General features: G+C 63.0%; 19 protein-coding genes. 11 read left to right on the forward strand and 8 right to left on the reverse strand.

Going from position 1 to position 22,875, the window contains the following annotated elements; genetic code table 11:
• Position 1 precedes the first annotated feature (1 nt).
• From cydC to infA, 3 genes are all read left to right on the forward strand, one after another.
• Positions 2-1,741, forward strand: a complete 1,740-nt coding sequence (gene cydC / locus ACJ8MK_RS02490; protein WP_442517469.1) for a heme ABC transporter ATP-binding protein/permease CydC — start codon at positions 2-4, stop codon at positions 1,739-1,741.
• 29 nt (positions 1,742-1,770) lie between these two features.
• The gene (aat, locus tag ACJ8MK_RS02495) at positions 1,771-2,496 is read left to right on the forward strand and encodes a leucyl/phenylalanyl-tRNA--protein transferase (protein ID WP_442517470.1); all 726 of its coding nucleotides are present in this window, start codon (positions 1,771-1,773) and stop codon (positions 2,494-2,496) included.
• A 105-nt stretch (positions 2,497-2,601) separates the two neighbouring features.
• Positions 2,602-2,820 (forward strand): translation initiation factor IF-1, encoded by a 219-nt coding sequence (gene infA, locus ACJ8MK_RS02500; protein ID WP_002211347.1) that lies wholly within the window; start codon positions 2,602-2,604, stop codon positions 2,818-2,820.
• A 205-nt stretch (positions 2,821-3,025) separates the two neighbouring features.
• Here infA and clpA read toward each other — a convergent pair whose 3' ends face one another.
• Both clpA and clpS read right to left on the reverse strand, forming a co-directional pair.
• Positions 3,026-5,305 carry an ATP-dependent Clp protease ATP-binding subunit ClpA gene (clpA, locus tag ACJ8MK_RS02505; protein WP_025302261.1) on the reverse strand — a complete coding sequence of 760 codons (2,280 nt, stop codon included), beginning with the start codon at positions 5,303-5,305 and terminating at the stop codon, positions 3,026-3,028.
• 27 nt (positions 5,306-5,332) lie between these two features.
• Positions 5,333-5,653, reverse strand: a complete 321-nt coding sequence (clpS, locus tag ACJ8MK_RS02510; RefSeq protein ID WP_004928347.1) for an ATP-dependent Clp protease adapter ClpS — start codon at positions 5,651-5,653, stop codon at positions 5,333-5,335.
• 355 nt (positions 5,654-6,008) lie between these two features.
• On the opposite strand from clpS, the gene cspD reads away from it, so the two are divergent.
• Positions 6,009-6,230, forward strand: a complete 222-nt coding sequence (gene cspD / locus ACJ8MK_RS02515) for a cold shock-like protein CspD (protein ID WP_004928349.1) — start codon at positions 6,009-6,011, stop codon at positions 6,228-6,230.
• Between the two features lie 87 nt (positions 6,231-6,317).
• On the opposite strand, the gene macB is transcribed toward cspD, so the two are convergent.
• Positions 6,318-8,264 (reverse strand): macrolide ABC transporter ATP-binding protein/permease MacB, encoded by a 1,947-nt coding sequence (gene macB, locus ACJ8MK_RS02520; RefSeq protein ID WP_442517471.1) that lies wholly within the window; start codon positions 8,262-8,264, stop codon positions 6,318-6,320.
• Positions 8,264-9,379, reverse strand: a complete 1,116-nt coding sequence (gene macA / locus ACJ8MK_RS02525) for a macrolide transporter subunit MacA (protein ID WP_033637836.1) — start codon at positions 9,377-9,379, stop codon at positions 8,264-8,266. The genes macB and macA overlap by 1 nt, the downstream gene beginning before the upstream one ends.
• 194 nt (positions 9,380-9,573) lie before the next feature.
• On the opposite strand from macA, the gene ACJ8MK_RS02530 reads away from it, so the two are divergent.
• A complete protein-coding gene (locus ACJ8MK_RS02530; protein WP_060428369.1) occupies positions 9,574-10,527 on the forward strand; it encodes a VirK/YbjX family protein in 954 nt (317 codons plus the stop codon).
• A gap of 17 nt (positions 10,528-10,544) precedes the next feature.
• On the opposite strand, the gene ACJ8MK_RS02535 is transcribed toward ACJ8MK_RS02530, so the two are convergent.
• Positions 10,545-12,203 carry an ATP-dependent endonuclease gene (locus ACJ8MK_RS02535; RefSeq protein ID WP_033637834.1) on the reverse strand — a complete coding sequence of 553 codons (1,659 nt, stop codon included), beginning with the start codon at positions 12,201-12,203 and terminating at the stop codon, positions 10,545-10,547.
• 187 nt (positions 12,204-12,390) lie between these two features.
• On the opposite strand from ACJ8MK_RS02535, the gene ACJ8MK_RS02540 reads away from it, so the two are divergent.
• The 5 genes from ACJ8MK_RS02540 to ltaE all read left to right on the forward strand — a co-directional run bounded on the left by ACJ8MK_RS02540 (position 12,391) and on the right by ltaE (position 19,189).
• On the forward strand, positions 12,391-13,287 hold the full coding sequence (locus ACJ8MK_RS02540) for a lysine exporter LysO family protein (protein ID WP_004928363.1): 897 nt from the start codon (positions 12,391-12,393) through the stop codon (positions 13,285-13,287).
• A gap of 180 nt (positions 13,288-13,467) precedes the next feature.
• Entirely contained in the window at positions 13,468-15,117 is a 1,650-nt protein-coding gene (gene hcp, locus ACJ8MK_RS02545; RefSeq protein ID WP_442517472.1) for a hydroxylamine reductase, read from the forward strand.
• A gap of 56 nt (positions 15,118-15,173) precedes the next feature.
• A complete protein-coding gene (hcr, locus tag ACJ8MK_RS02550; protein WP_442517473.1) occupies positions 15,174-16,175 on the forward strand; it encodes an NADH oxidoreductase in 1,002 nt (333 codons plus the stop codon).
• Between the two features lie 199 nt (positions 16,176-16,374).
• Positions 16,375-18,096: a ubiquinone-dependent pyruvate dehydrogenase gene (poxB, locus tag ACJ8MK_RS02555; RefSeq protein ID WP_089187069.1), complete on the forward strand. Its 1,722-nt coding sequence runs from the start codon at positions 16,375-16,377 to the stop codon at positions 18,094-18,096.
• Between the two features lie 76 nt (positions 18,097-18,172).
• On the forward strand, positions 18,173-19,189 hold the full coding sequence (gene ltaE / locus ACJ8MK_RS02560; RefSeq protein ID WP_197806589.1) for a low-specificity L-threonine aldolase: 1,017 nt from the start codon (positions 18,173-18,175) through the stop codon (positions 19,187-19,189).
• 30 nt (positions 19,190-19,219) lie between these two features.
• On the opposite strand, the gene ACJ8MK_RS02565 is transcribed toward ltaE, so the two are convergent.
• Together ACJ8MK_RS02565 and ACJ8MK_RS02570 are read right to left on the reverse strand one after the other, a co-directional pair.
• Entirely contained in the window at positions 19,220-19,915 is a 696-nt protein-coding gene (locus ACJ8MK_RS02565) for an N-acetylmannosamine-6-phosphate 2-epimerase (protein ID WP_033646654.1), read from the reverse strand.
• On the reverse strand, positions 19,912-21,468 hold the full coding sequence (locus tag ACJ8MK_RS02570) for a PTS transporter subunit EIIC (protein WP_442517474.1): 1,557 nt from the start codon (positions 21,466-21,468) through the stop codon (positions 19,912-19,914). Before ACJ8MK_RS02570 ends, ACJ8MK_RS02565 begins: the two co-directional genes overlap by 4 nt.
• A gap of 167 nt (positions 21,469-21,635) precedes the next feature.
• On the opposite strand from ACJ8MK_RS02570, the gene ACJ8MK_RS02575 reads away from it, so the two are divergent.
• A complete protein-coding gene (locus ACJ8MK_RS02575; RefSeq protein ID WP_103798749.1) occupies positions 21,636-22,463 on the forward strand; it encodes a MurR/RpiR family transcriptional regulator in 828 nt (275 codons plus the stop codon).
• On the opposite strand, the gene ACJ8MK_RS02580 is transcribed toward ACJ8MK_RS02575, so the two are convergent.
• Entirely contained in the window at positions 22,464-22,811 is a 348-nt protein-coding gene (locus ACJ8MK_RS02580; RefSeq protein WP_033654657.1) for a DUF1294 domain-containing protein, read from the reverse strand.
• Between the last annotated feature and the right edge of the window lie 64 nt (positions 22,812-22,875).

The following is a 22,875-nucleotide window of genomic DNA, read 5'->3' on the forward strand; positions in this document are numbered from 1 at the left end:
CATGCGCGTTTTGCTGCCTTTTTTGGCGTTGTACCGCCGCCATAGCCTGCTGATTAGCCTCGGCATCCTCTTGGCGATCGTCACTCTGCTGGCCAGCATCGGCCTGCTGGCGCTCTCCGGCTGGTTCCTGGCCGCCTCGTCGCTGGCCGGACTGGCGGGCCTGCTGACCTTTAACTACATGCTGCCGGCCGCCGGCGTGCGCGGCGCGGCAATCTTCCGCACCGCCGGGCGCTATGCCGAGCGCGTGGTCAGCCACGACGCCACCTTCCGCGTGCTGTCGCATCTGCGGGTGTTCACCTTCAGCAAGATCCTGCCGCTGACGCCGGGCGGCATCGCCCGTTTCCGCCAGGCCGAGCTGCTCAACCGCCTGGTGGCGGACGTGGACACGCTGGATCATCTTTATCTGCGGGTGATCTCGCCGCTGATCAGCGCAGCGGTGGTGATCCTGGTGGTCACCTACGGCCTGAGCTGGCTGGATCCTGCACTCGCCCTGACGCTGGGCGGCATCCTGTTGCTGTTGTTGCTGCTGGTGCCGCCGGTGTTTTATCGCGCCGGCAAGCCGATCGGCGGCCAGCTTACCGCGCTGCGCGGCCAATACCGCACCGACCTGACCGCCTGGCTGCAGGGGCAGGCGGAATTGGTGGTGTTCGGCGCCGTCAACGACTTCCGCCAGACGCTGAACGCCACCGAACAGCGGTGGCAACGCCGCCAGTGGCAGCAGGCCTCGCTGAGCGGCAAGGCGCAGGCGCTGATGATCCTCGCCAGCGGGCTGACGGTGACGCTGCTGCTGTGGCTGACCGCCGCCGGCATCGGCGGCGATACCCAGCCCGGCGCGCTGATCGCGCTGTTTGTCTTCGCCGCGCTGGCGTCGTTCGAAGCGCTGATGCCGGTCGCCGGCGCCTTCCAGCACCTCGGCCAGGTCATTGCCTCCGCCACGCGGGTCAAGCAGATCATCGATCGTCAGCCGGAGGTCACCTTCCCGGCCGCCGGCCCGGCCGCCGCCGATCGGGCTCAGCTTAGCCTGCAGCAGCTGAGCTTCACCTACCCCGACCAACCGCAGCCGGTGCTGCGCGACGTCACGCTCGAGGTCGCGGCCGGCGAACACATCGCTTTGCTCGGCCGCACCGGCTGCGGCAAGTCCACCCTGCTGCAGCTGCTGACCCGCGCCTGGCGCACCGACGGCGGAAAAATTCTGCTCAACGGCGAACCGCTGGAGGATTATGATGAAGCCACGCTGCGTCGGATGACCACGGTCGTCAGCCAGCGGGTGCATATCTTCAGCGATACGCTGCGGGAAAACCTGCGGCTGGCCGCGCCGGATGCCGACGACGCTCGCCTGAGCGAAGTGCTGCGGCAGGTGGGGCTGGATAAATTGCGGGACAGCGACGGCGGGCTGAACGCCTGGCTGGGCGAAGGCGGCCGACAGCTGTCCGGCGGCGAACAGCGCCGCCTGGGCATCGCCCGCGCGCTGCTGCACCCGGCCCCGCTGCTGCTGCTCGACGAACCGACTGAAGGGCTGGACGCCGAAACCGAGCAGCAGATCCTGGCGCTGCTGCGCCGGCATTGTCAGGGTAAAACGCTGATCCTGGTGACGCACCGTCTGTACGGCCTGGAGCATCTCGACCGCATTTGCGTAATGGACGACGGCCGGATTGTCGAACAGGGCGATCACGCCACCCTGATGCGCCGGCAGGGCCGCTATGCCCGCTTTCGCAACCGTATCAGCAACCTGGCGCCGTAATCGGCCCGTAGAGGACGCAGAGACCCCGTATGCGCATCGTGAAGCTTTCCCCACAGTCGCTGGCGTTCCCCTCGCCTGAAAGCGCCCTGCGCGACCCTAACGGCCTGCTGGCTATCGGCGGCGACCTGACGGCGCCGCGGCTGCTGGCGGCCTACGAGCGCGGCATCTTCCCCTGGTATTCGCCGGGGGAAGCCATCCTGTGGTGGTCGCCCGATCCGCGTGCGGTGCTGTTCCCGACAGAGTTTCATCTCAACCGCAGCCTGAAACGCTTTTTGCGCCACGATCCGTTTCGCATCACGCTCAATCACGACTTCGCCGCGGTGATCGCCGCCTGCGCCCACCGGCCGGATGAAGGCACCTGGATCGGCCCGGAGGTACAGCGCGCCTATCAGCATCTGCACCGCCTCGGCTACGCGCACTCGGTGGAGGTATGGCAGGATAATCAACTGGTCGGCGGCATGTATGGCGTGGCGCAGGGCGCGTTGTTCTGCGGCGAATCGATGTTCAGCCGCGTCACCAACGCCTCAAAATGCGCATTGGTGGCCTTTTGCCGCCATTTTGCCGCTTATGGCGGGGAATTGATTGACTGCCAGGTGCTGAACGCTCACACTGCCCGCCTTGGCGCGCGTGAAATTCCGCGCCGTCAATTTTTGCAGCAGCTCAGCACCCTTCAACGGCGGCCTTTGGCGCCGGCGTGCTGGGAGCCGCAAGTCATATCCCCACAGCCGGCTGAACCGCCCTCTCCAGTAAACTAATTGGTGGAAACGGTGCAATGTTCACCGACACATCTTTACATAATGGGGGTTTTTCGGCATTATCTTGCCGGTTAAAAACTAAGGTAGTTAGACCTAGAGGATTCGATGGCCAAAGAAGACAATATTGAAATGCAGGGCACCGTTCTTGATACGCTGCCGAACACCATGTTCCGCGTTGAATTGGAAAACGGGCACGTGGTAACCGCACACATCTCCGGTAAAATGCGTAAAAACTATATCCGCATCCTGACGGGCGACAAAGTCACTGTAGAGCTGACCCCGTACGACCTGAGCAAAGGCCGCATTGTCTTCCGTAGCCGTTAATCGGCTCACCGCGCGCCACACGTTGGCGGCATCGAGGATGTAATCCCTCGGGAGCCCTTTCCGTTTACCCCCGCAGCGACGTTACACAACGGGTTGCAGGTGCGCAGGTAAACTGAGAGGGCTCACTCGTTTCTGTTGTACGGTGAATCTCACCCATAAAAAAAGCGATGCCGAAGCATCGCTTTTTCTTTGCCTGAAGGCGGCCTTAGTGCACCGCGCCCTCGTCCGCCTTGCGCTTGGCGGCGCTGAGGAAGTGGTAGGTCAGCTGTTTCTTGTCCTTGTCCAGCTCGACCTTCACGGAGCCGCCGTCCACCAGCGAGCCGAACAGCAGTTCGTTGGCCAACGGTTTCTTCAGATTTTCCTGCATGACGCGCGCCATCGGACGAGCGCCCATCGCGCGGTCGTAGCCCTTCACCGACAGCCAGTCGCGCGCTTCGTCGCTCACTTCCAGCGAGACGCCCTTCGCATCCAGCTGCGCCTGCAGTTCGACGATAAACTTGTCGACCACCTGCTGGATCACCTCGGTAGACAGATGGTTGAACCAGATGATGTTGTCCAGACGGTTGCGGAACTCCGGCGTAAACACCTTCTTGATCTCTTCCATCGCGTCGGTGCTGTTGTCCTGCTGCACCAGGCCGATCGATTTGCGTTCGGTTTCCCGCACCCCGGCGTTGGTGGTCATCACCAGGATCACGTTGCGGAAGTCCGCCTTGCGGCCGTTGTTGTCGGTCAGCGTGCCGTTGTCCATCACCTGCAGCAGCAGGTTGAACACGTCCGGGTGCGCCTTCTCGATCTCATCGAGCAGCACCACCGCATGCGGATGCTTGATCACCGCATCGGTCAACAGCCCGCCCTGATCGTAACCGACATAGCCCGGAGGCGCACCAATCAGACGGCTGACGGTATGCCGCTCCATGTACTCGGACATGTCGAAACGCAGCAGCTCGATATCCATCGCCTTGGCCAACTGTACGGTGACCTCGGTTTTCCCGACCCCGGTCGGCCCGGCGAACAGGAAGGAACCGACCGGCTTGCGCTCGTGGCCCAGGCCGGCGCGGCTCATCTTGATCGCTTCGGTCAGCGCTTCAATCGCCTGATCCTGGCCGAACACCAGCATCTTCAGGCGATCGCCCAGGTTTCTCAGCACGTCGCGATCGCTGGCCGACACGGTTTTCTCCGGGATGCGAGCGATGCGCGCCACCACGGATTCGATATCGGCCACGTTGACGGTTTTCTTGCGCTTGCTGGCCGGCATCAACCGACTGCGGGCGCCCGCCTCGTCGATCACGTCGATCGCCTTGTCCGGCAGATGACGATCGTTGATGTATTTCACCGACAGCTCCACCGCAGCGCGGATCGCCTTGGCGGTATAACGCACGTCGTGGTGCGCTTCATACTTGGTCTTCAGACCGTTGATGATCTGAACGGTCTCTTCCGCCGTCGGTTCGGTGATGTCAATCTTCTGGAAACGGCGCGCCAGGGCACGATCCTTTTCGAAGATGTTGCTGAACTCCTGGTAGGTGGTCGAGCCGATCACCCGGATCTTGCCGCTCGACAGCAGCGGTTTGATCAGGTTGGCGGCATCCACCTGCCCACCGGAAGCCGCGCCGGCGCCGATGATGGTGTGAATTTCATCGATGAACAGAATGCTGTTCTGATCCTGCTCCAGCTGCTTGAGCAGCGCCTTGAAGCGCTTCTCGAAGTCGCCGCGGTATTTGGTGCCGGCCAGCAGTGAACCGATGTCCAGCGAATACAGCGTGCAGTCCGCCATCACTTCCGGCACGTCGCCCTGCACGATACGCCAGGCCAGGCCCTCGGCGATGGCGGTCTTGCCGACGCCGGATTCGCCGACCAGCAGCGGGTTGTTTTTACGACGGCGGCACAGCACCTGAATCGCGCGCTCCAGCTCACGATCGCGGCCGATCAACGGATCGATGCCGCCCACACGGGCCAACTGATTGAGGTTGGTGGTGAAGTTTTCCATACGGTCTTCCCCTCCGGACTGCTCTTCGTTCACCGGGTTTTCCGCATTCGGCGCTTGGCCCGGCTCGTCTTTACGCGTGCCATGTGAAATGAAGTTCACCACGTCGAGACGGCTGACGTCGTGTTTGCGCAGCAGATAGGCCGCCTGCGACTCCTGCTCGCTGAAGATGGCCACCAACACGTTGGCGCCGGACACTTCGCTGCGGCCGGAAGATTGCACATGGAAGACCGCGCGCTGCAGCACGCGCTGGAAGCTGAGCGTCGGCTGAGTGTCGCGCTCTTCTTCGCCGGCGGGCAGCGTCGGTGTGGTTTGTTCGATGAAGGCTTCCAGCTCCTGGCGCAACGCGGCCAGATCCACCGTACATGCCTCAAGCGCTTCTCGCGCGGCAGGGTTGCTCAGCAACGCCAGCAACAGGTGCTCCACGGTCATAAACTCGTGTCTGTGCTCACGCGCCCTGGCGAAAGCCATGTTGAGACTGAGTTCCAGTTCTTGATTGAGCATAAGCACCTCCCCAATAGATTGCCTTATTCAGGCTTTTTCCAGCGTACAAAGCAACGGATGCTCGTTCTCCCTTGCGTACCGGTTCACATGGACGACTTTGGTTTCCGCCACCTCGGCGGTAAAAACACCACAGATCGCCTTGCCTTGATAGTGGACCGTGAGCATCAGTTGCGTTGCGCGTTCAATATCATAAGAAAAGAACTTTTGCAGAACGTCAATCACAAATTCCATCGGTGTGTAATCGTCGTTGTTAAGTATAACTTTATACATAGACGGCGGTTTTACCGCATCGATTTGTTTTTCTTCGGCCAAGTGTTCAAAGTTTAGCCAGTCGTTGTTATTGCCCATCGCTGCTCATCTTCTCTGCTCTGCCCTCAGATATGGGGGCAGGTTTCGGTTATTCAAAGTGGGGATAGTTACTATTTTATCATCTTCGGCTTCGTCCCGCCGCACTGTAACGTGCGCAAAAAAACGGGCCAATTGTGACTGAATCGTGGCAATAGCGTTACCTGCTTCAAACTTTGGTGAACTGCTCCCCGCCGACAAAAGCCGATCCCTTGACGCCCCGATCATTTGCTCTAGAGTGTAAATTCGTGGCTGGTGGTCTTTTAACCACCCCTTGTCCACCCTGCTACCCGCCCACGGCGGGTGCGAAATCAGTTATTCATCTCACTTAAAATAGCGTTGCGAGGGATGTAAAAGCATGGAGACGGGTACTGTTAAATGGTTTAACAACGCCAAAGGTTTTGGCTTCATCTGCCCAGCCGGCGGCGGCGAAGATATTTTCGCGCATTATTCCACCATCAAGATGGATGGTTACAGAACGTTGAAGGCGGGCCAGCAGGTCAGCTTCGACGTGCATCAAGGGCCGAAAGGGAACCATGCCAGTCTTATTGTGCCGGTGGAAAGCGAGGCGCTGTCCTAAACGCTTCCGGCAAAGTCGCGCTGCACTGAGCGTGACTGCGATAAAAATGCCAGCCGCCGTGTGACTGGCATTTTTTATGCCTGTTACCTACTCGCGCGCCAGCGCATCGATCGGATTCAGCCGCGCGGCATTGCGCGCCGGCAGATAGCCGAACACCACGCCGATGCCGGTAGAACAGAGGAACGCGCTCAGCAACGCCGCCGGCGGGAAGCTGATCTGCCAGCCCGGCAATACCAGCTGCACCGCCAGGCCGATGGCGAACGACAGCGTAATCCCCAGCGCGCCCCCCACCAGGCAGACCAGAACCGCTTCGATCAGGAACTGCTGCAACACGTCGCCGGAACGGGCACCCACCGCCATGCGAATGCCGATCTCGCGCGTGCGTTCGGTCACCGACACCAGCATGATATTCATCACGCCGATGCCGCCGACCACCAGCGAAATCACCGCCACCAGCGTCAGGAACAGCTGCAGCGTGCGGGTGGTTTTCTCGGCGGTTTGCACCAGGCTGTCCATGTTATAGGTGAAGAAGTCCTTCTTGCCGTGGCGCAGCGTCAACAGGCGTGACAGCTGCTGTTCCGCTTCCTTGCTGTCGTAGCCGTCGCGGATGCGCACGGTGATCGAGTCAAAATAATTGTTGCCCATCAATCGGTTGGCCATGGTGCTGTAAGGCACCCACACGTTCAGCGTCTTGCTGCTGCCGAACATCGACTGCTTCTCCCTGGCCACGCCGACCACCGTCGCCGGCATGTTGCCTACCAGGATCACCTCGCCCACCACGTTCTTCTGGTGCGGGAACAGCCGCCGCTGGGTATTGGCGTCGATCACCACCGTCTGCGCCTGCGACTGCACCTGCATCGAGTCGATGCCGACGCCCTGGGTAAAGCTCATGCCGTACACGCGGAAGAACTGCTCGCTGACGCCGTTGACGTTGGCCGCCGCGTCGACGTTGCCCAAGCGCAGCCGCATGCTGCTGCTGATGCTCGGCGACAGCGCGCTGATGTACGGCTGTTCGCGCAGCGCATCGAGATCGCCGTATTTCAACGATTGCCGGTAGGTCGGATCGTCATCGCCGAAGTCCTTGCCGGGATAGATATCGACGGTGTTGGTGCCGATAGATTTAATGTCCGCCAGCACCATCTGCTTGGCGGCGTCGCCGATCACCAGGATCGACACCACCGAAGCGATGCCGATAATGATGCCGAGCATGGTCAGCGCGGTGCGCATCTTGTTGGCCGCCATCGCGCGCCAGGCCATCACCAGCGCCTCGCGGAAACGGCCGCCTATCTGCCGCCAGGAAGGTGCCGCGGTGGCCAGCGCCAGCGGCTTGGCCTGCGCATTCTCCTGCGGTGCCGGGCGCGAATCGGCGATAATCTCGCCGTCGCGGATCTCGATGATCCGCTCCGCCTGGCGCGCCACCGCCGGATCGTGGGTCACCAGGATCACCGTGTGGCCCTGGGCGCACAGCTGTTTGAGGATCGCCATCACCTCTTCGCCGGAGTGGCTGTCGAGCGCGCCGGTCGGTTCATCCGCCAGGATCACCTGCCCGCCGTTCATCAGCGCGCGGGCAATGCTGACGCGCTGCTGCTGGCCGCCGGAAAGCTGGCTCGGCCGGTAGTTGACGCGCTCCCCCAGCCCCAGACGCCGCAACAGCGCCTCCGCCCGCTCGCGCCGCGCCGCTTTGCCCAGCCCCGCGTACACCGCCGGCACTTCGACGTTGTGCGCCGCGCTCAGGTGCGGCAGCAGATGATAGCGCTGAAAGATAAAGCCGAAATGCTCGCGCCGCAGCTGCGCCAGCGCATCGTCGCTCAGCGTCGCCACATCCTGCCCGGCCACCCGATACACGCCGGCGCTCGGCTTGTCCAGACAGCCGAGAATGTTCATCAGCGTCGATTTGCCGGAGCCGGAGGCCCCCATGATCGCCACCATTTCACCGGCATCGATGCTCAGGCTGATCCCCTTCAGCACCTCCACCGTCTGCTCGCCGGAACGGTAGCTGCGGCGAATGCCGCTCAGCTGCAACAGCGCCGCCATCAGCCGGCCTCCACGCCGCCGCGGCTGACGATCACCTCATCGCCCGCCTCGAGGCCGCTGAGGATCTGCACGTCGATATTGTTGCGCAGGCCGATAGCCACCTCGCGCTTCTCTTCCTTGCCCTGCTTCAGCACCGAGACGTGGTAGCGATTGTCGGCGATCTGATCGCCCAGCGCCGCCAGCGGGATCACCAGCGCCTGCTCGACGCCGGCCAACTGAATATGCACCTGCGCCGTCATTTGCAAGCGCAGCAGCCTTTCCGGGTTGGGCACTTCGAAACGCGCATAATAGAAGATGGCGTTGTTGACCTTTTCCGGCGTCGGCTGAATGTCTTTCAGCACGCCGTCGAAGCGCCGGGTCGGATCGCCCAGCACCGTGAACCAGGCCTTCTGACCCGGCTTGAGGTTGATGACGTCGGCCTCCGACACCTGCGCCTTCACCAGCATGGTGCCGAGATCCGCCAGCGTCAGAATGTTCGGCGCCTGCTGCGCCGCGATCACCGTCTGGCCCTGCAGCGTGGTGATCTGCACCACGTCGCCATCCATCGGCGCCTCGATGCGGGTATAGGCCAGGTTGATCTTGGCGGTATCCAGGCTGGCCTGGTTCCGCGCGATCTGCGCATTGATGGTGCCCACCTGCGCCTTCTTCACCGCCAGCTGCGTCGCCGCCTGATCCAGATCCTGGCGCGACACCGCCTGCAGCTTGGCCAGCGCCTGGTTGCGCTGCAGCGTGACCGCCGCCAGCTGCTGTTCGGCCTGCGCCTGCAGCAGTTGCGCATGCAGTTCACGCAGCGTCGCCTCGCCTTCGCGGATGCTGTTCTGCGCCTGTTGCGGATCGATAACGCCCAGCAACTGGCCTTTCTTCACCTTGTCGCCGATCTCGACATACAGCTTTTCCAACTGCCCGCTGACCTGCGCGCCGACGTCAACCTTGCGCACCGCGTCCAGCTGGCCGGTCGCCAACACGTTCTGCTGCAGATCGCGTTTGCTGGCTTTCACCGTTTTGAAATCGGTTGGCGCCGGATGGCGAAAGTGCCAAACGGCCGCCGCGGCAAGCGCCGCAATGACCGCCAGAACGAGTATCCAGCGGCGTTTATGTCCTGTAAACCCTGTCAAAATTGACCTGCCTGTGCTTGTGAATATCAACCGCCCATTGCGGCGGCGGAGCTAAATTAGCACGCACCGTAGGGAATAACTAAACCTTAGCTCAACACAATGTGGAGACACGCCTGGTTACAGTTCAGCATTGAACTCCCGTTTAGTGAAGCCTTGATGAAATAGCGCCATTCAATACAGCCAAGGATTTCATCATGTCACAGCTCAGCTACCCACTCGCCTCCGCCCGGCCGCTTAACGGCTGGCAACTGATGACGGCGCTGATCAATGGCGAAAAGGCGCCAAGCAACGCCTGGAAAAAGCCCGCGTTTCGCCTGAAGTTTCTCGGCCGTTCGCTGCTCAACTGGCGCACCACCAGCGGCCTGCTCAGCACCCTGGCCAGCAACCCGCTGCGGGAGGAGATCCTGAGCGCGCAGCCGAACCTGCCGTGCAAACTGCATCGCCCGTACCTGGCGGCCAACATGAGCAAGATAGAATGCCTGTTCGCCCTGCGCGATCATTACGATCTCATCGCGCAGCGCATGCCGCTGAAGATGCGCCTCGGCCACCTCGGCCCGCAGCCTTTCGTGCTGGCCCGCGCGATGGGCAAAAACGAAGCGCCGATCGCGCTGGAACTGGCGGCGATCGACAAGCTGAATAAGGAAGGGGAAGCCACGCTGCTGCTGCGCAACGCCAACGGCGTGATGCTGGCGGAGATCACTTTTGCGCTGATGCATTATCAGCAGCAGCCGACGCTGTTTATCGGCGGCCTGCAGGGCGCAAACCATGAGGTGCCGCACGCCGAGATCCAGCACACCACCAAAGAGTGTCACGGCCTGTTCCCCAAACGGCTGGTGCTGGAAGGCATCTGCACGCTGGCGCGGCACCTCGGCATCCGCCAGATCGTAGCGGTCGGCAACGCCACCCATATCTATCAAAACTGGCGTTACCAGAGTAAGAAGAAGGATCAACTGCACGCCGATTACGATCAGTTCTGGCTGTCGATGGGCGCCAAACCGCTCGACAGCGGCTATTTCCTGCTGCCCGCGCGCATCGCCCGCAAACCTCTCGAAGAGGTTGCCAGCAAGAAGCGCGCTGAGTATCGCCGCCGCTATCAGCTGCTGGACGAGCTGGAACAGGGATTGGCGGCGCATTTCTGCGCCCGATAACGCCCGGTGGGCCGTCGTCAGTCCGCCCGGCCGCGCGCCAGCCAGATCACCCGTGAGAACATTTTCTTCAGCAGCGGCGGCACCGAGTCCGTGCCCCATTCGCCGGCCTGCATCGCGACCTCGATCGCCAGATCCGGCTTCGACGAGTGGTGGACCGCTTTCAGGATCACCTTGCGCACCGGCATTTGCGCGTTGATCGGCACCGACGCCATCCGGTGATAGACCGGGCCGAACCCTTCGCGGAACATGAAGTGTTCCATATCCGGCGCCGGCAGCGCGGTCAGCCGATCGCGTTCGTTGTCTTCATGATTGTCCAGCAGGCTGCGCACGGTATTGGCGTACTTTTTGCCCGCCTCATCGCCGTCCACCAGCGCATGCCACTCGATGCCCATGCGGCGAGCGAAGCGCAGCAGCGGCTTCAGGCCGCACTGGGCGAACTCGATGACCCGCACCCCTTCCGCCTCGAAATGGTAGCCGCACTGCCGCGCCAGCTCGTTCAGCAGCCACACTTCGGTCTCGCCCTCCACCAGCAGCCAGCAGCGGGCGAACAGCGACGACGGCCGGTTGAAACGGATGTGAAACGCGATGCGCCGCCCGTCTTCGGCGCTCAGCCCGCGCGGCCCGAGACGGTAGGTCGCGACCCGCCCCGACTCGCGCACCAGCCGGCAGACGTGCTCCACCGGCACCAGCGACACCAGTTCGCTGGAGTTGGTGGTGGTGATGCGCTGCAGCGGCAGCTGATTGAGCAGCCCCCAGGCCACCGACAGCATAATCGGGTGCAGGCGAGTTTCCGGGTCTTCCACCAGCAGCAGCGGCCGTGCATGCGCATCCAGCTTAACGTCGCCCTTGGCCTGCAGCAGGGTGGAAAACATCCCCAGCAGGATCAGGCGCATGCTGCGGCTGTTCGGCTCGGCCACCATACGGTTGATGCCGTCCAGCGCACGCCAGGCATCCTGCTCCGGTTCGCCGCCGCGGCGGCGCGGCCGCGTCACCTGCGAACTTTGCTCGGCGAAGTAGTGCTCCAGCAGTTGCTGCATGGCCGCCAGCCCCTGACGCAGTTCGCCGTTGGTCAGCTTCTGCGGATTGCGCACCAGCTCGCGCGTCAGCTGATCCAACTGCTGCGCCAGCGCCTGGGTATCGGGTTTGCGTTCATCGCCGAGGCTGCTGGGGCGCAGGCGACGAATAAAGCGCGCGTCGCGCAGGCGCAATACCGGATGAATGCGGATGATGGCGTGGGCCAGCTGTTCGATATGGTGCAGTTGAAAGGCGTTGCCGTCGGCGTCGAGAAAACCGCGCCAGGTGCACACCGTGCCGTCGTCGGCCAGCTCGCCTTCGCAGCGGTAATGAATGCGGCTCAGACCATCTTCGCCCTTGACCCACAGCGGCGTCAGGTGGCGATAGCGCGGCAGGTGCGCATGGCCGATGTCTTTTTCGCAGAAGGTGAACACCACCTGCAGGTGGCGCTCTTTGGCCGCCTCTTCTCCGGGGGGGAAATGAAAGTCGTGCGCCTCAAACCGATACAGCTTCTGCTCCGGCGCCAGCAGCAGCGTCAGCGCATCCAGCAGGCTGGATTTACCCCAGGCGTTTTCGCCGAGCAACAGTGTGTTGTCGTCCAGCATCAGGGACAGCCGGTTAATGCCGCGAAAACCTACAATTTCGATACGCTCCAAGAACATCCGCCGCCTCCCGTGCGCGCCGTCGCCTCGTCAATGAGGCAACCTTCACAGAGCATGGTCAAAAAACCCCTTGCAGGTCAAGCGGCCAACGTCAAATCTGCCGCTTTACTCCGGCCGGGCTTTTGGTTAGCGTGTGCTCCTCGCCGCCGTTCGGCGCGCGTCAAAACTCAAGGACACAAGCTGCACCATGTACTCAGGACTGTTGATTATTCTGTTACCGCTGATTGTCGGTTACCTCATTCCCTTACGCCATCGCCCGCTGCTGGTGCTGATCAACCGGCTGCTGAGCTGGATGGTGTACGTGATCCTGTTTTTCATGGGTATCAGCCTGGCGTTCATGGAAGATCTCAGCAGCAACCTGGTGCTGATCTTCCAATACAGCGCGGTGTTCTTCTTCTGCATTCTCTGCGCCAATCTGCTGTTGCTGGCGCTGCTGGAGCGGCGCATGCCGTGGCGCAGCAGCCATAAACAGGAAAAGCTGCCTTCGCGCGTGCACATGGCGCTGGAGTCGCTCAAGCTGTGCGGCGTGGTGCTCGGCGGCTTCCTGCTCGGCCTGACACAGTGGCAATGGCTGCAGTTCGCCCATAAAGGCAGTGAATATGCGCTGATCTTCCTGCTGCTGTTGGTCGGCATTCAGCTGCGCAACAGCGGCATGACGCTGCGCCAGATCGTGCTCAACCGCCGCGGCACGCTGGTGGCGTTGGTGGTGACCGTCGCGTCGCTGGCCGGCGGCGCGCTGGCGGCGCAGCTGCTGGGGCTGCCGGTCAAGGCCGGGCTGGCGATGGCCTCCGGCTTCGGCTGGTATTCGCTGTCGGGTATTCTGATCACCGACGCCTACGGCCCGGTGATGGGCAGCGCCGCGTTCTTCAACGATCTGGCGCGCGAGCTGGTGGCGATCATGCTGATCCCGACGCTGGTGCGCCGCAGCCGCTCCACCGCCCTCGGCCTGTGCGGCGCCACCTCGATGGACTTCACCCTGCCGGTGCTGCAGCGCAGCGGCGGGCTGGACATGGTGCCCCCCGCCATCGTGCACGGCTTCCTGCTGAGCCTGCTGGCGCCGGTGCTGATCGCCCTGTTCTCCTGATCCTCTCCCCTGGGGGCCGCCCGGTCCCCAAAGCGTAATAATTCCCATCCGCACGGCAAAATTGCGCTAAATCAAACTTGCCCGCAGTAGTCGCACAAAAGCCTTTTGCAACCCCGATCGCCGATCTATGCTTTTAAACAAGCATTACAAATGCAACTTTAAAAATAAAAGGAAGCGACTATGTTCTGTGTGCAATGTGAACAAACCATCCGTACCCCGGCAGGCAACGGCTGCGCGTATGCTCAGGGCATGTGCGGCAAGACGGCGGAAACCTCCGATCTGCAGGATCTGCTGGTGGCGGCGCTACAGGGCCTCTCCGCCTGGGCACTGCAGGCGCGTTCGCTGGGCATCGTCGATCACGAGATCGACAGCTTCGCCCCGCGCGCCTTCTTCTCCACCCTGACCAACGTCAACTTCGACTCCCAGCGCATCATCGGCTACGCGCGCGAAACCCTGCTGCTGCGCGATTCGCTGGCTGCCCGTTGCCGGCTGCTGGATGCCGGCGTGCGCGTCGATCACCCGATGGCGGCGCTGCAGCTGGCCGGTGACGATATGCCTGCGCTGCTGCAACAGGCGGCGCAGTTTGCCCTCAACGGCGACAAGGCCGAGGTCGGCGACGACGTCCACGGTTTGCGCATGCTGTGCCTGTACGGCCTGAAAGGCGCGGCGGCCTATATGGAACACGCGCACGTGCTCGGCCAGTTCGACGAGCAGCTCTATGCCGACTACCACGCCTTCATGGCCTGGCTCGGCACCCGGCCGCGCGACGTCGACACCCTGCTGAACAACGCCATGGGCATCGGCAAGATGAACTTCAACGTGATGGCGATCCTCGATCGCGGCGAAACCCAGGCCTACGGCGATCCACAGCCCAGCGCGGTCAACGTGCGCCCGGTGGCCGGGAAAGCCATTCTGATCTCCGGCCACGATCTGAAAGATCTGCGCATGCTGCTCGAACAAACCGAAGGGCAAAACGTCAACGTCTACACCCACGGCGAAATGCTGCCGGCGCACGGCTATCCGGAACTGAAAAAATTCAAGCACCTGGTGGGCAACTACGGCAGCGGCTGGCAGAACCAGCAGACGGAATTCGCCAAATTCCCCGGCCCGATCGTGATGACCTCCAACTGCATCATCGATCCTAACGTCGGCCACTACGGCGATCGCATCTGGACCCGCAGCATCGTCGGCTGGCCGGGCGTCAACCATCTGGAAGGCGACGACTTCGGCGCCGTGATCCGCCAGGCGCAGGGGATGAACGGCTTCCCTTATACCGAGATCGAGCATCTGATCACCGTCGGCTTCGGCCGCCAGACGCTGCTGAACGCCGCCGACACGGTGATCGATCTGGTGTCGCAGAAAAAACTGCGCCACGTCTTCCTGGTCGGCGGCTGCGACGGCAGCCGCGACGAGCGCAGCTACTTCACCGACTTCGCCCGCAGCGTGCCGCAAGACTGCCTGATCATGACGCTGGCCTGCGGCAAGTACCGTTTCAACAAGCTGGACTTCGGCACGCTGGAAGGGCTGCCGCGCCTGCTGGACGTCGGCCAGTGCAACGACGCCTATTCCGCCATTATGCTGGCGGTCAAGCTGGCGGACACGCTCGGCTGCAGCGTCAACGAGCTGCCGCTCAGCCTGGTGCTGTCGTGGTTTGAACAGAAGGCTATCGTCATTTTGTTGACGCTGCTGTCGCTGGGGGTGAAAAACATCGTCACCGGCCCGACCGCGCCGGGCTTCCTGACCGACAACCTGATGGCGATCCTCAACGAGAAATTCGGCCTGCGTCCGATCACCACCGTCGAGCAGGATATCAACGCGCTGCTCGCCTGATGCCATTACGTTATGGGGCCGCCTGCGCCGGCCCCTTTGCTTTTTGAGGTGCCCCGATGACTCAACCCACTCCGCTTTGCCCGAACCGCATGCAGGTACATTCCATCCGGCGCGAAACCGCCGACGTCTGGACGCTGAACCTGATCTGCGACGTTTTCTACCCTTATCAGGCGGGCCAGTTTGCGCTGGTCAGCATCCGCAACAGCGAGGAGACGCTGCGCGCCTATACGCTCTCCTCCTCGCCCGGCCAGAGCCGCTTTCTCAGCATCAGCGTGCGCTGCCTGCCGGACGGCGTCGGATCGCGCTGGCTGACGCAAGAGGTCAAGCCCGGCAACACGCTGTGGCTGTCCGACGCGCAGGGCGAGTTCAGCTGCGAGCGCCACCCGGCCGATCGTTATCTGATGCTGGCCGCCGGCTGCGGCGTGACGCCGATCGTCTCGATGTGCCGCTGGCTGACCGCCAACCGTCCGGCCTGCGATATCGCCGTGATCTTTAACGTGCGCACCCCCGCCGACACGATTTTCGCCGATCAGTGGCGTGCGCTGTGCGCTGCCCATCCGCAGCTGCGCCTGACGCTGATGGCCGAGCGGGATCTGCAACCCGGCTACCTCAGCGGCCGCATCGATGAGCAGACGCTGCGGCAGGCGGCGCCGGATATCGCCGAACGCACGGTGATGACCTGCGGCCCTGCGCCCTACATGGAACAGGTGGAGCAGCTGTGCCGTCGGCTCGGCGTGCCCGCCGAGCGTTTCCATAAAGAGCAGTTCCACACGCCGACAACGCAGGTCGATGCCACTGAAGGGCTGACGCTGCGCGCCGCCCGCCCGCTGCGCGAATTCCGCGTGCCGGTCGGCAGCACGCTGCTGGCGGCGATGGAGACCAATGCCCTGCCGGTCAACGCCGCTTGCCGCGCCGGGGTGTGCGGCTCGTGCAAAACCCGCATCCTCGAGGGCGACTACATCACCACCAGCACCATGACGCTGAGCGCGGAAGAAATAGCGCAAGGCTACGTGCTGGCCTGCAGTTGCCAGCTGCGGGGCGACGTCACGCTGGCGTGATCCCCTGGCCCCATCTCCGCGATGGGGCATTTATCGGCAAGTTCCCCCCTCCCCGCCCGGTTACACTTTCCCCCGTCCTACGCTCTTTACCCTTCCTGACCGCATCTCGTCCACCGCCGGTAAGCTATGCTTGCAGTTGTTCTGCTGCCGCTCACCGGATCGAGTACACATCGTTTTTTAAACCATGTTTGGGGGAACCATGAAGCAAACCGTAGCCACACTGATCGCCAAAACGCTGGATCAAGCCGGCGTAAAACGCATTTGGGGCGTGACCGGCGATTCGCTCAACGGCCTGAGCGACAGCCTGCACCGCATGGGCACCATCGAATGGCTGGGCACCCGCCATGAAGAGGTGGCCGCCTTCGCCGCCGGCGCCGAAGCCCAGCTCACCGGCCAGCTGGCGGTGTGCGCCGGTTCCTGCGGCCCCGGCAACCTGCACCTCATCAACGGGCTGTTCGACTGCCACCGCAACCATGTGCCGGTGCTGGCGATCGCCGCACACATTCCTTCCAGCGAAATCGGCAGCGGCTACTTCCAGGAAACGCATCCGCAGGAGCTGTTCCGCGAATGCAGCCACTATTGCGAGCTGGTTTCCAATCCGGAACAGCTCCCGCGCGTGCTGGAGATCGCCATGCGCAAGGCGATCCTCAACTGCGGCGTCTCGGTGGTGGTCCTGCCGGGCGATGTGGCGCTGCGCATGGCACCGGAAGACGCGACCCTGACCTGGCATACCCCGGCGCTGCCGCTGGTGCAGCCGCCGATGAGCGAGCTGAACAAGCTGGCGGAGACGCTGAACAAGGCGAAGAACATCACCCTGATGTGCGGCAGCGGCTGCGCCGGCGCGCACGATGAGGTGGTCAAGCTGGCCGAGCTGCTGCAGGCGCCGGTGGTGCATGCGCTGCGCGGCAAAGAGCATATCGAATGGGATAACCCTTACAGCGTCGGCATGACCGGGCTGATCGGCTTCTCCTCCGGCTACCACGCGATGATGAACGCCGACACGCTGGTGCTGCTCGGCACCCAGTTCCCCTACCGCGCGTTCTACCCCACCAACGCCAACATCATTCAGATCGACATCAACCCCGGCAGCATCGGCGCACACTGCCCGGTCAATATGGCGCTGGTGGGCGATATCCACACCACCCTCACCGCCCTGCTGCCGCAGCTGGAGCCCAAGCGCGACCGGGCGTTCCTCGACAAGGCGCTGGAGCATTACCGCAACGCGCGCAAGGATCTCGACGGGCTGGCGACCGCCAACGACGACCAGCCGATCCACCCGCAGTATCTGGCGCAGCAGCTCAGCCGGTACGCCAGCGACGACGCCATCTTCACCTGCGACGTCGGCACGCCGACGGTGTGGGCCGCCCGCTACGTGAAAATGAACGGCAAGCGCCGCCTGCTCGGTTCGTTCAACCACGGTTCGATGGCCAACGCCATGCCGCAGGCGATCGGCGCCCAGGCCACCGCGCCGGATAAACAGGTGATCGCCATGTGCGGCGACGGCGGCTTCACCATGCTGATGGGGGATTTCCTGTCGCTGGCGCAGCTCAAGCTGCCGGTGAAAATCGTGGTGTTCAACAACAGCGTGCTGGGGTTCGTGGCGATGGAGATGAAGGCCGGCGGCTACCTGACCGACGGCACCGATCTGCATAACCCGGACTTCGCGGCGATCGCCAACGCCGCCGGCATCAAGGGCATCCGCGTGGAAAAAGCCTCGGATCTGGACGGCGCGCTGCAGGAGATGTTGGCGCACCCCGGCCCGGCGCTGCTGGACGTGGTCACCGCCAAGCAAGAGCTGGCGATGCCGCCGCAGATCAAGTTCGAACAGGCGAAAGGCTTCAGCCTGTACATGCTGCGCGCCATCATCAACGGCCGCGGCGACGAAGTGGTCGAGCTGGCGAAAACCAACTGGCTGCGCTAAGCAAGCTGCCCCCCGGTGAAATAAGGGTATATGATGCCATGTACCCTTTTCCTCTCCCTTACATTCCAGGAACCCTATGCTTATCGATCTACGCAGCGACACCGTCACCCGCCCCAGCGCCGCCATGCGCCAGGCGATGGCTCAGGCAGAGGTCGGCGACGACGTCTACGGCGATGACCCGACGGTCAACGCGCTGGAGGCCGAGGCGGTGCGCCTGTCGGGCAAAGAGGCGGCGCTGTTTTTGCCCAGCGGCACCCAGGCCAACCTGGTGGCGCTGCTAAGCCACTGCCAGCGCGGCGACGAGTATCTGGTCGGCCAACAGGCGCACAACTATAAATACGAGGCCGGCGGCGCAGCGGTGCTGGGCAGCATCCAGCCGCAGCCGATCGAGGCCGACGCGGACGGCACGCTGCCGCTGGACAAGCTCGCCGCCGCCATCAAACCCGACGATATCCACTTCGCCCGCACCCGGCTGCTGAGCCTGGAAAACACCATCGGCGGCCGAGTCCTGCCGCAGGCTTACCTGCAGCAGGCGTGGCAGTTTACCCGCGAGCGGCAGCTGGCGCTGCATATCGACGGCGCGCGCATCTTCAACGCCGCCGTGGCGCTGAACCTGCCGCTGAAAGAGATCGTGCAATACTGCGACACCTTCACCATTTGCCTGTCGAAAGGGCTGGGCGCGCCGGTCGGGTCGCTGCTGTGCGGCAGCGAGGCCTTCATTCAGCGCGCGCTGCGCTGGCGCAAGATGACCGGCGGCGGGCTGCGTCAGGCCGGCATCCTGGCGGCGGCCGGCCTCTACGCGCTGGAGCATAACGTCGCGCGGCTGCGCGAAGACCATGACAACGCGGTCTGGCTGGAGCAACAGCTGCGGCAGATCGGCGTGGAGGTTGCCGAACCCGGCGCACAGACCAACGTGCTGTACCTGCGCCAATCGCCGGCGCTGGCGGCCAAATTCGGCCCGTGGATGCGCGAACGCGGCGTGCTGATCAGCAGCGGCCCGCTGACGCGCATTCTGACCCACCTCGACGTCAGCCGTCAGGATCTGCAGCGGGTGGTCGAGCTGTGGCGGGAGTTCCTCCAGCAGCACGCCTGATTTCCCCTCCCCGGCGCGCCGGGGAGCCCTTCACCGCCCGCCGATGGCCTCGACAAAGCGGCGGGTGATCTGCTGCGGGCGCGTAATGGCGCCGCCCACCACCACCGCATGCGCCCCCAGCGCCAGGCAGCGCGCGGCCATCGCCGGCGTTTCGACATTGCCCTCGGCGATGACCGGCACCGGCACCGCCGCCAGCACCGCACGCAGAAAGCCGAAATCGTCCTCCGCCAGTCGGGCGCCCCGGCTTTCGGCGGTATAGCCGTGCAGCGTGGTGCCCACGCAGTCGAACCCCAACCTGGCAGCCTCTTGCGCTTCTTCCACGGTGGCGATGTCCGCCATCAACAGCAGCCGGGGATACCTGGCGCGGATCGCGGCAACCAGCGCCGCCAGCTGCAGCTCCCCTGGCCGCCGGTGGCCGGTAGCGTCCAGCGCAATCATCTGCGGCGCCGCAGTCATCAGCTCATCGATTTCACGCAGGGTCGGCGTGATATAGACATCGCTGCCGGCATAATCGCGCTTGATAATGCCGATCACCGGCAGCGCCACCGTGCGCAGGATGGCTTTAACGTCTTCGACGCCGTTGGCGCGGATCGCCGCCGCACCGCCTTGCTCGGCCGCCAGCGCCATGCGCGCCATGATAAAATCGCTGTGCAGCGGCTCGTCGTCCAGCGCCTGGCAAGACACCACCAGCCGGCCCTTAATCTGCTGCAAAATGGAAAGCGTCATAAATCCAACAACTCCTCGACTTCGTTTTTAATAATGGTCACGTGCGGTCCATAGATCACCTGAACGCCGTTGCCGCGAACGATCACCGCCCGCGCGCCGCTGGCCTTCAGCCCGCTTTCGTCCAGCAACCGACTCTGTTCTACCGTCACGCGCAGCCGCGTGGCGCAACAATCCAGTTCGACGATATTCTCTTTGCCGCCCAGCGCCGCCAGCACCTGCTGCGAGCGTTCGGTGCCGGTCGTCACCGCTTCCGGCGCGGTTTCCACCTCGCGCCCCGGCGTTTTGAAATTGAAGCGCAGGATCAGGAAACGGAACGTGAAGTAGTACAGGAAGAACCAGGGCACCCCGACCAGCGGCACATACATCCAGTGGGTTTTCGCTTCGCCCTGCAACACGCCGAACAGCATGAAATCGATAAAACCGCCGGAGAACGTCTGGCCGATGGTGATATGCAGAATGTGCGCGATCGCGAACGCCAGGCCGTCGAACAGCGCGTGCACCACGTACAGCGCCGGCGCGATGAACAGGAACGAGAATTCGATAGGTTCGGTGATGCCGGTCAGGAAAGAGGTCAGCGCCGCCGACAGCAGCAGCCCGCCGACGCGTTTGCGGTTCTCCGGGCGCGCGCTTTGGTACATCGCCAGGCAGGCGCCGACCAGGCCGAACATCATGGTGATAAAGCGGCCGGACATGAAGCGCGCCGTGCCGATGTAGAACTGCTGCGTATTCGGGTCGGCCAACTGGGCGAAGAAAATGCGCTGCGTGCCTTCCACCAGCTGTCCGTTGATCACTTCGCTGCCGCCGAGCGCGGTGGTCCAAAACGGCAGGTAGAAGATGTGATGCAGGCCGAACGGCCCGAGCATGCGCAATACGAAGCCGTAGATAAAGGTGCCGAGATAGCCGCTGGCGTCCACCAGCCCGCCCATGCCGAAGATCAGCCGTTGGAAAGGCGGCCACACCACGGTCATCAGGGCGCCGACCGCCATCGCCGCCAGCGAGCTGACGATCGGCACAAAGCGCGATCCGCCGAAAAAGCCCAGGAACGGCGGCAGCGCTATCTTGTTGTAGCGACCGTGCAGATACCAGGTCACCAGACCGATGACCACCCCGCCGAACACCCCGGTCTCCAGCGTCTGGATCCCGAGAATCGTTCCCTGCCCCACCGCGCCGGCGTTCTGCGCGGCCAGCGTGCCGTTGATTTTCAACAGCGCATTGATGGTGGCGTTCATCACCAGGTAGGCGATCAGCGAGGCCAGCCCCGCCGTGCCCTTGTCGCTTTTGGCCAACCCCACCGCCACGCCGACCGCGAACAGGACCGCCAGGTTGGCGAACACGATGGCGCCGGCGCTGGCCATCACCGTAAATACGCTTTGCAGCCAGCCAACATCGAGGAAGGGATAAGCCTCGACGGTATTGGGATTGGACAGCGCACCGCCGATCCCCAGCAGCAGGCCGGCCGCCGGCAGCACGGCGATCGGCAGCATGAACGATTTGCCGAACAGCTGGGCTTTTTCGAACCAGCCGCCGGAGCGCGACAATTCTGGTGTTGACATAAATTTTTCCCCGCTATCATTTTTATGATGAAAATTTTTACCACATTAAAATTAATTTAATGAAAATTTTATTCATAACGATGATCGGCTTCACAATCCGTCGATTTCGCTGGCGAGCGGCGGCGTCTTTCCGCCACAATAGAAACGGGAATACTCAGAAAGGTAACGTGATGAATACAGGCAACTTGTTATTGCGGCTGCGGCAGGATTTGGCGGGGTACAGCCCCACGCTGCAAAAGCTCGGCAACTATCTTCTTGCGCAGCCCTCCCGCGCCGTTTACCTGACCATCACCGAACTGGCGCGTGAAAGCGCCACCAGCGAAGCCAGCGTCACGCGGCTGTGCCGCCATCTGGGCTGCAAAGGCTATACCGAATTTAAAATGGCGCTGGCCCTCAGCCTGCAACAAAGCCAGCCGGAGGCGACGACGCGGCAAAGCGCGACGGAAAATTTGCTGGAAGAGAGCGTTCAGGCGCTGCGGGATACCGGCGCGCTGTTGGATCCGCAGGCGCTGCAACAGGCGGCGGACAGCCTGCAGCGTTGCGCTTCGGTGCAGATTTACGGCGTCGCCGCCAGCGCCATCATCGGCGATTTCCTGCACTACAAACTGTTGCGCCTCGGCAAACCGGCGCAGCTGTTCAGCGACATGCACCGGGCGGCGATGAACGCCACCTCGCTGAGTGAGCGGGATCTGCTGATCGTCATCTCGAGCTCCGGCTCCACCAAGGACGTGCTGCATGCGGTGGCATTGGCCAAAGGGCGCGGCGCACGCGTGATCGCCGTCAGCAACACCCAACGCAGCCCGCTGGCCAAGCTGGCGGATACGCTGCTGGTGGCGGCCAAACCGGAAGGGCCGCTGACCGCCGGCGCCCTGCCGGCCAAGGTCGGCGCCATGCTGCTGGTGGAGTTGATGATCGCCGAACTGGCTCGGCGCGATCCCGCCTACGCTCAGGCGATGCAGGCCACCGCCAGCGCCACCCTGCCGCTGCTGCTGTAATCAGAAGATCCAGCGGCCATAAACCCAGTACCACAGCCCCAGCACCGCCACCAGGTTGAGCGCCACGCTGAGGATGAACCAGGTTTTAAACGGCTGCTTCTGGGTTTTGTGGCGAAACAGCTGCTGTGCCGCCAGTGCGCCCAACCACCCGCCCAGCGCGCCGAACAGCAACAGCGTCGCCTCCGGCACCCGCCGCCACCCCTTGCGCGCCGCCAGCTTATCGCCGCCGTAGATCAGAAACGTCAGCAGGTTAGCCAGCAGCAACCACATCCACACCGGATGCAGCGAGAACAGGCTGGCGACCAGCGCCAGGCCCAGCAGGGCGTAACAAATCACATTGAGCTTCATGGCATCCGGTTTTTCGTTCGATAAAGGGCGCGTAGTGTGAACCTGCGCCACGATGGATGCAACC

It is taken from the genome of Serratia sp. CY38905 (assembly GCF_052168875.1).
Classification (GTDB): Bacteria; Pseudomonadota; Gammaproteobacteria; order Enterobacterales; family Enterobacteriaceae; genus Serratia; species Serratia sarumanii.

Coding starts and splice junctions, on each gene's coding strand:
- cydC (WP_442517469.1), top strand. CDS start 2: ATGCGCGTTTTGCTGCCTTTTTTGGCGTTGTACCGCCGCCATAGCCTG.
- aat (WP_442517470.1), top strand. CDS start 1,771: ATGCGCATCGTGAAGCTTTCCCCACAGTCGCTGGCGTTCCCCTCGCCT.
- infA (WP_002211347.1), top strand. CDS start 2,602: ATGGCCAAAGAAGACAATATTGAAATGCAGGGCACCGTTCTTGATACG.
- clpA (WP_025302261.1), bottom strand. CDS start 5,305: ATGCTCAATCAAGAACTGGAACTCAGTCTCAACATGGCTTTCGCCAGG.
- clpS (WP_004928347.1), bottom strand. CDS start 5,653: ATGGGCAATAACAACGACTGGCTAAACTTTGAACACTTGGCCGAAGAA.
- cspD (WP_004928349.1), top strand. CDS start 6,009: ATGGAGACGGGTACTGTTAAATGGTTTAACAACGCCAAAGGTTTTGGC.
- macB (WP_442517471.1), bottom strand. CDS start 8,264: ATGGCGGCGCTGTTGCAGCTGAGCGGCATTCGCCGCAGCTACCGTTCC.
- ACJ8MK_RS02530 (WP_060428369.1), top strand. CDS start 9,574: ATGTCACAGCTCAGCTACCCACTCGCCTCCGCCCGGCCGCTTAACGGC.
- ACJ8MK_RS02535 (WP_033637834.1), bottom strand. CDS start 12,203: ATGTTCTTGGAGCGTATCGAAATTGTAGGTTTTCGCGGCATTAACCGG.
- ACJ8MK_RS02540 (WP_004928363.1), top strand. CDS start 12,391: ATGTACTCAGGACTGTTGATTATTCTGTTACCGCTGATTGTCGGTTAC.
- hcp (WP_442517472.1), top strand. CDS start 13,468: ATGTTCTGTGTGCAATGTGAACAAACCATCCGTACCCCGGCAGGCAAC.
- hcr (WP_442517473.1), top strand. CDS start 15,174: ATGACTCAACCCACTCCGCTTTGCCCGAACCGCATGCAGGTACATTCC.
- poxB (WP_089187069.1), top strand. CDS start 16,375: ATGAAGCAAACCGTAGCCACACTGATCGCCAAAACGCTGGATCAAGCC.
- ltaE (WP_197806589.1), top strand. CDS start 18,173: ATGCTTATCGATCTACGCAGCGACACCGTCACCCGCCCCAGCGCCGCC.
- ACJ8MK_RS02565 (WP_033646654.1), bottom strand. CDS start 19,915: ATGACGCTTTCCATTTTGCAGCAGATTAAGGGCCGGCTGGTGGTGTCT.
- ACJ8MK_RS02570 (WP_442517474.1), bottom strand. CDS start 21,468: ATGTCAACACCAGAATTGTCGCGCTCCGGCGGCTGGTTCGAAAAAGCC.
- ACJ8MK_RS02580 (WP_033654657.1), bottom strand. CDS start 22,811: ATGAAGCTCAATGTGATTTGTTACGCCCTGCTGGGCCTGGCGCTGGTC.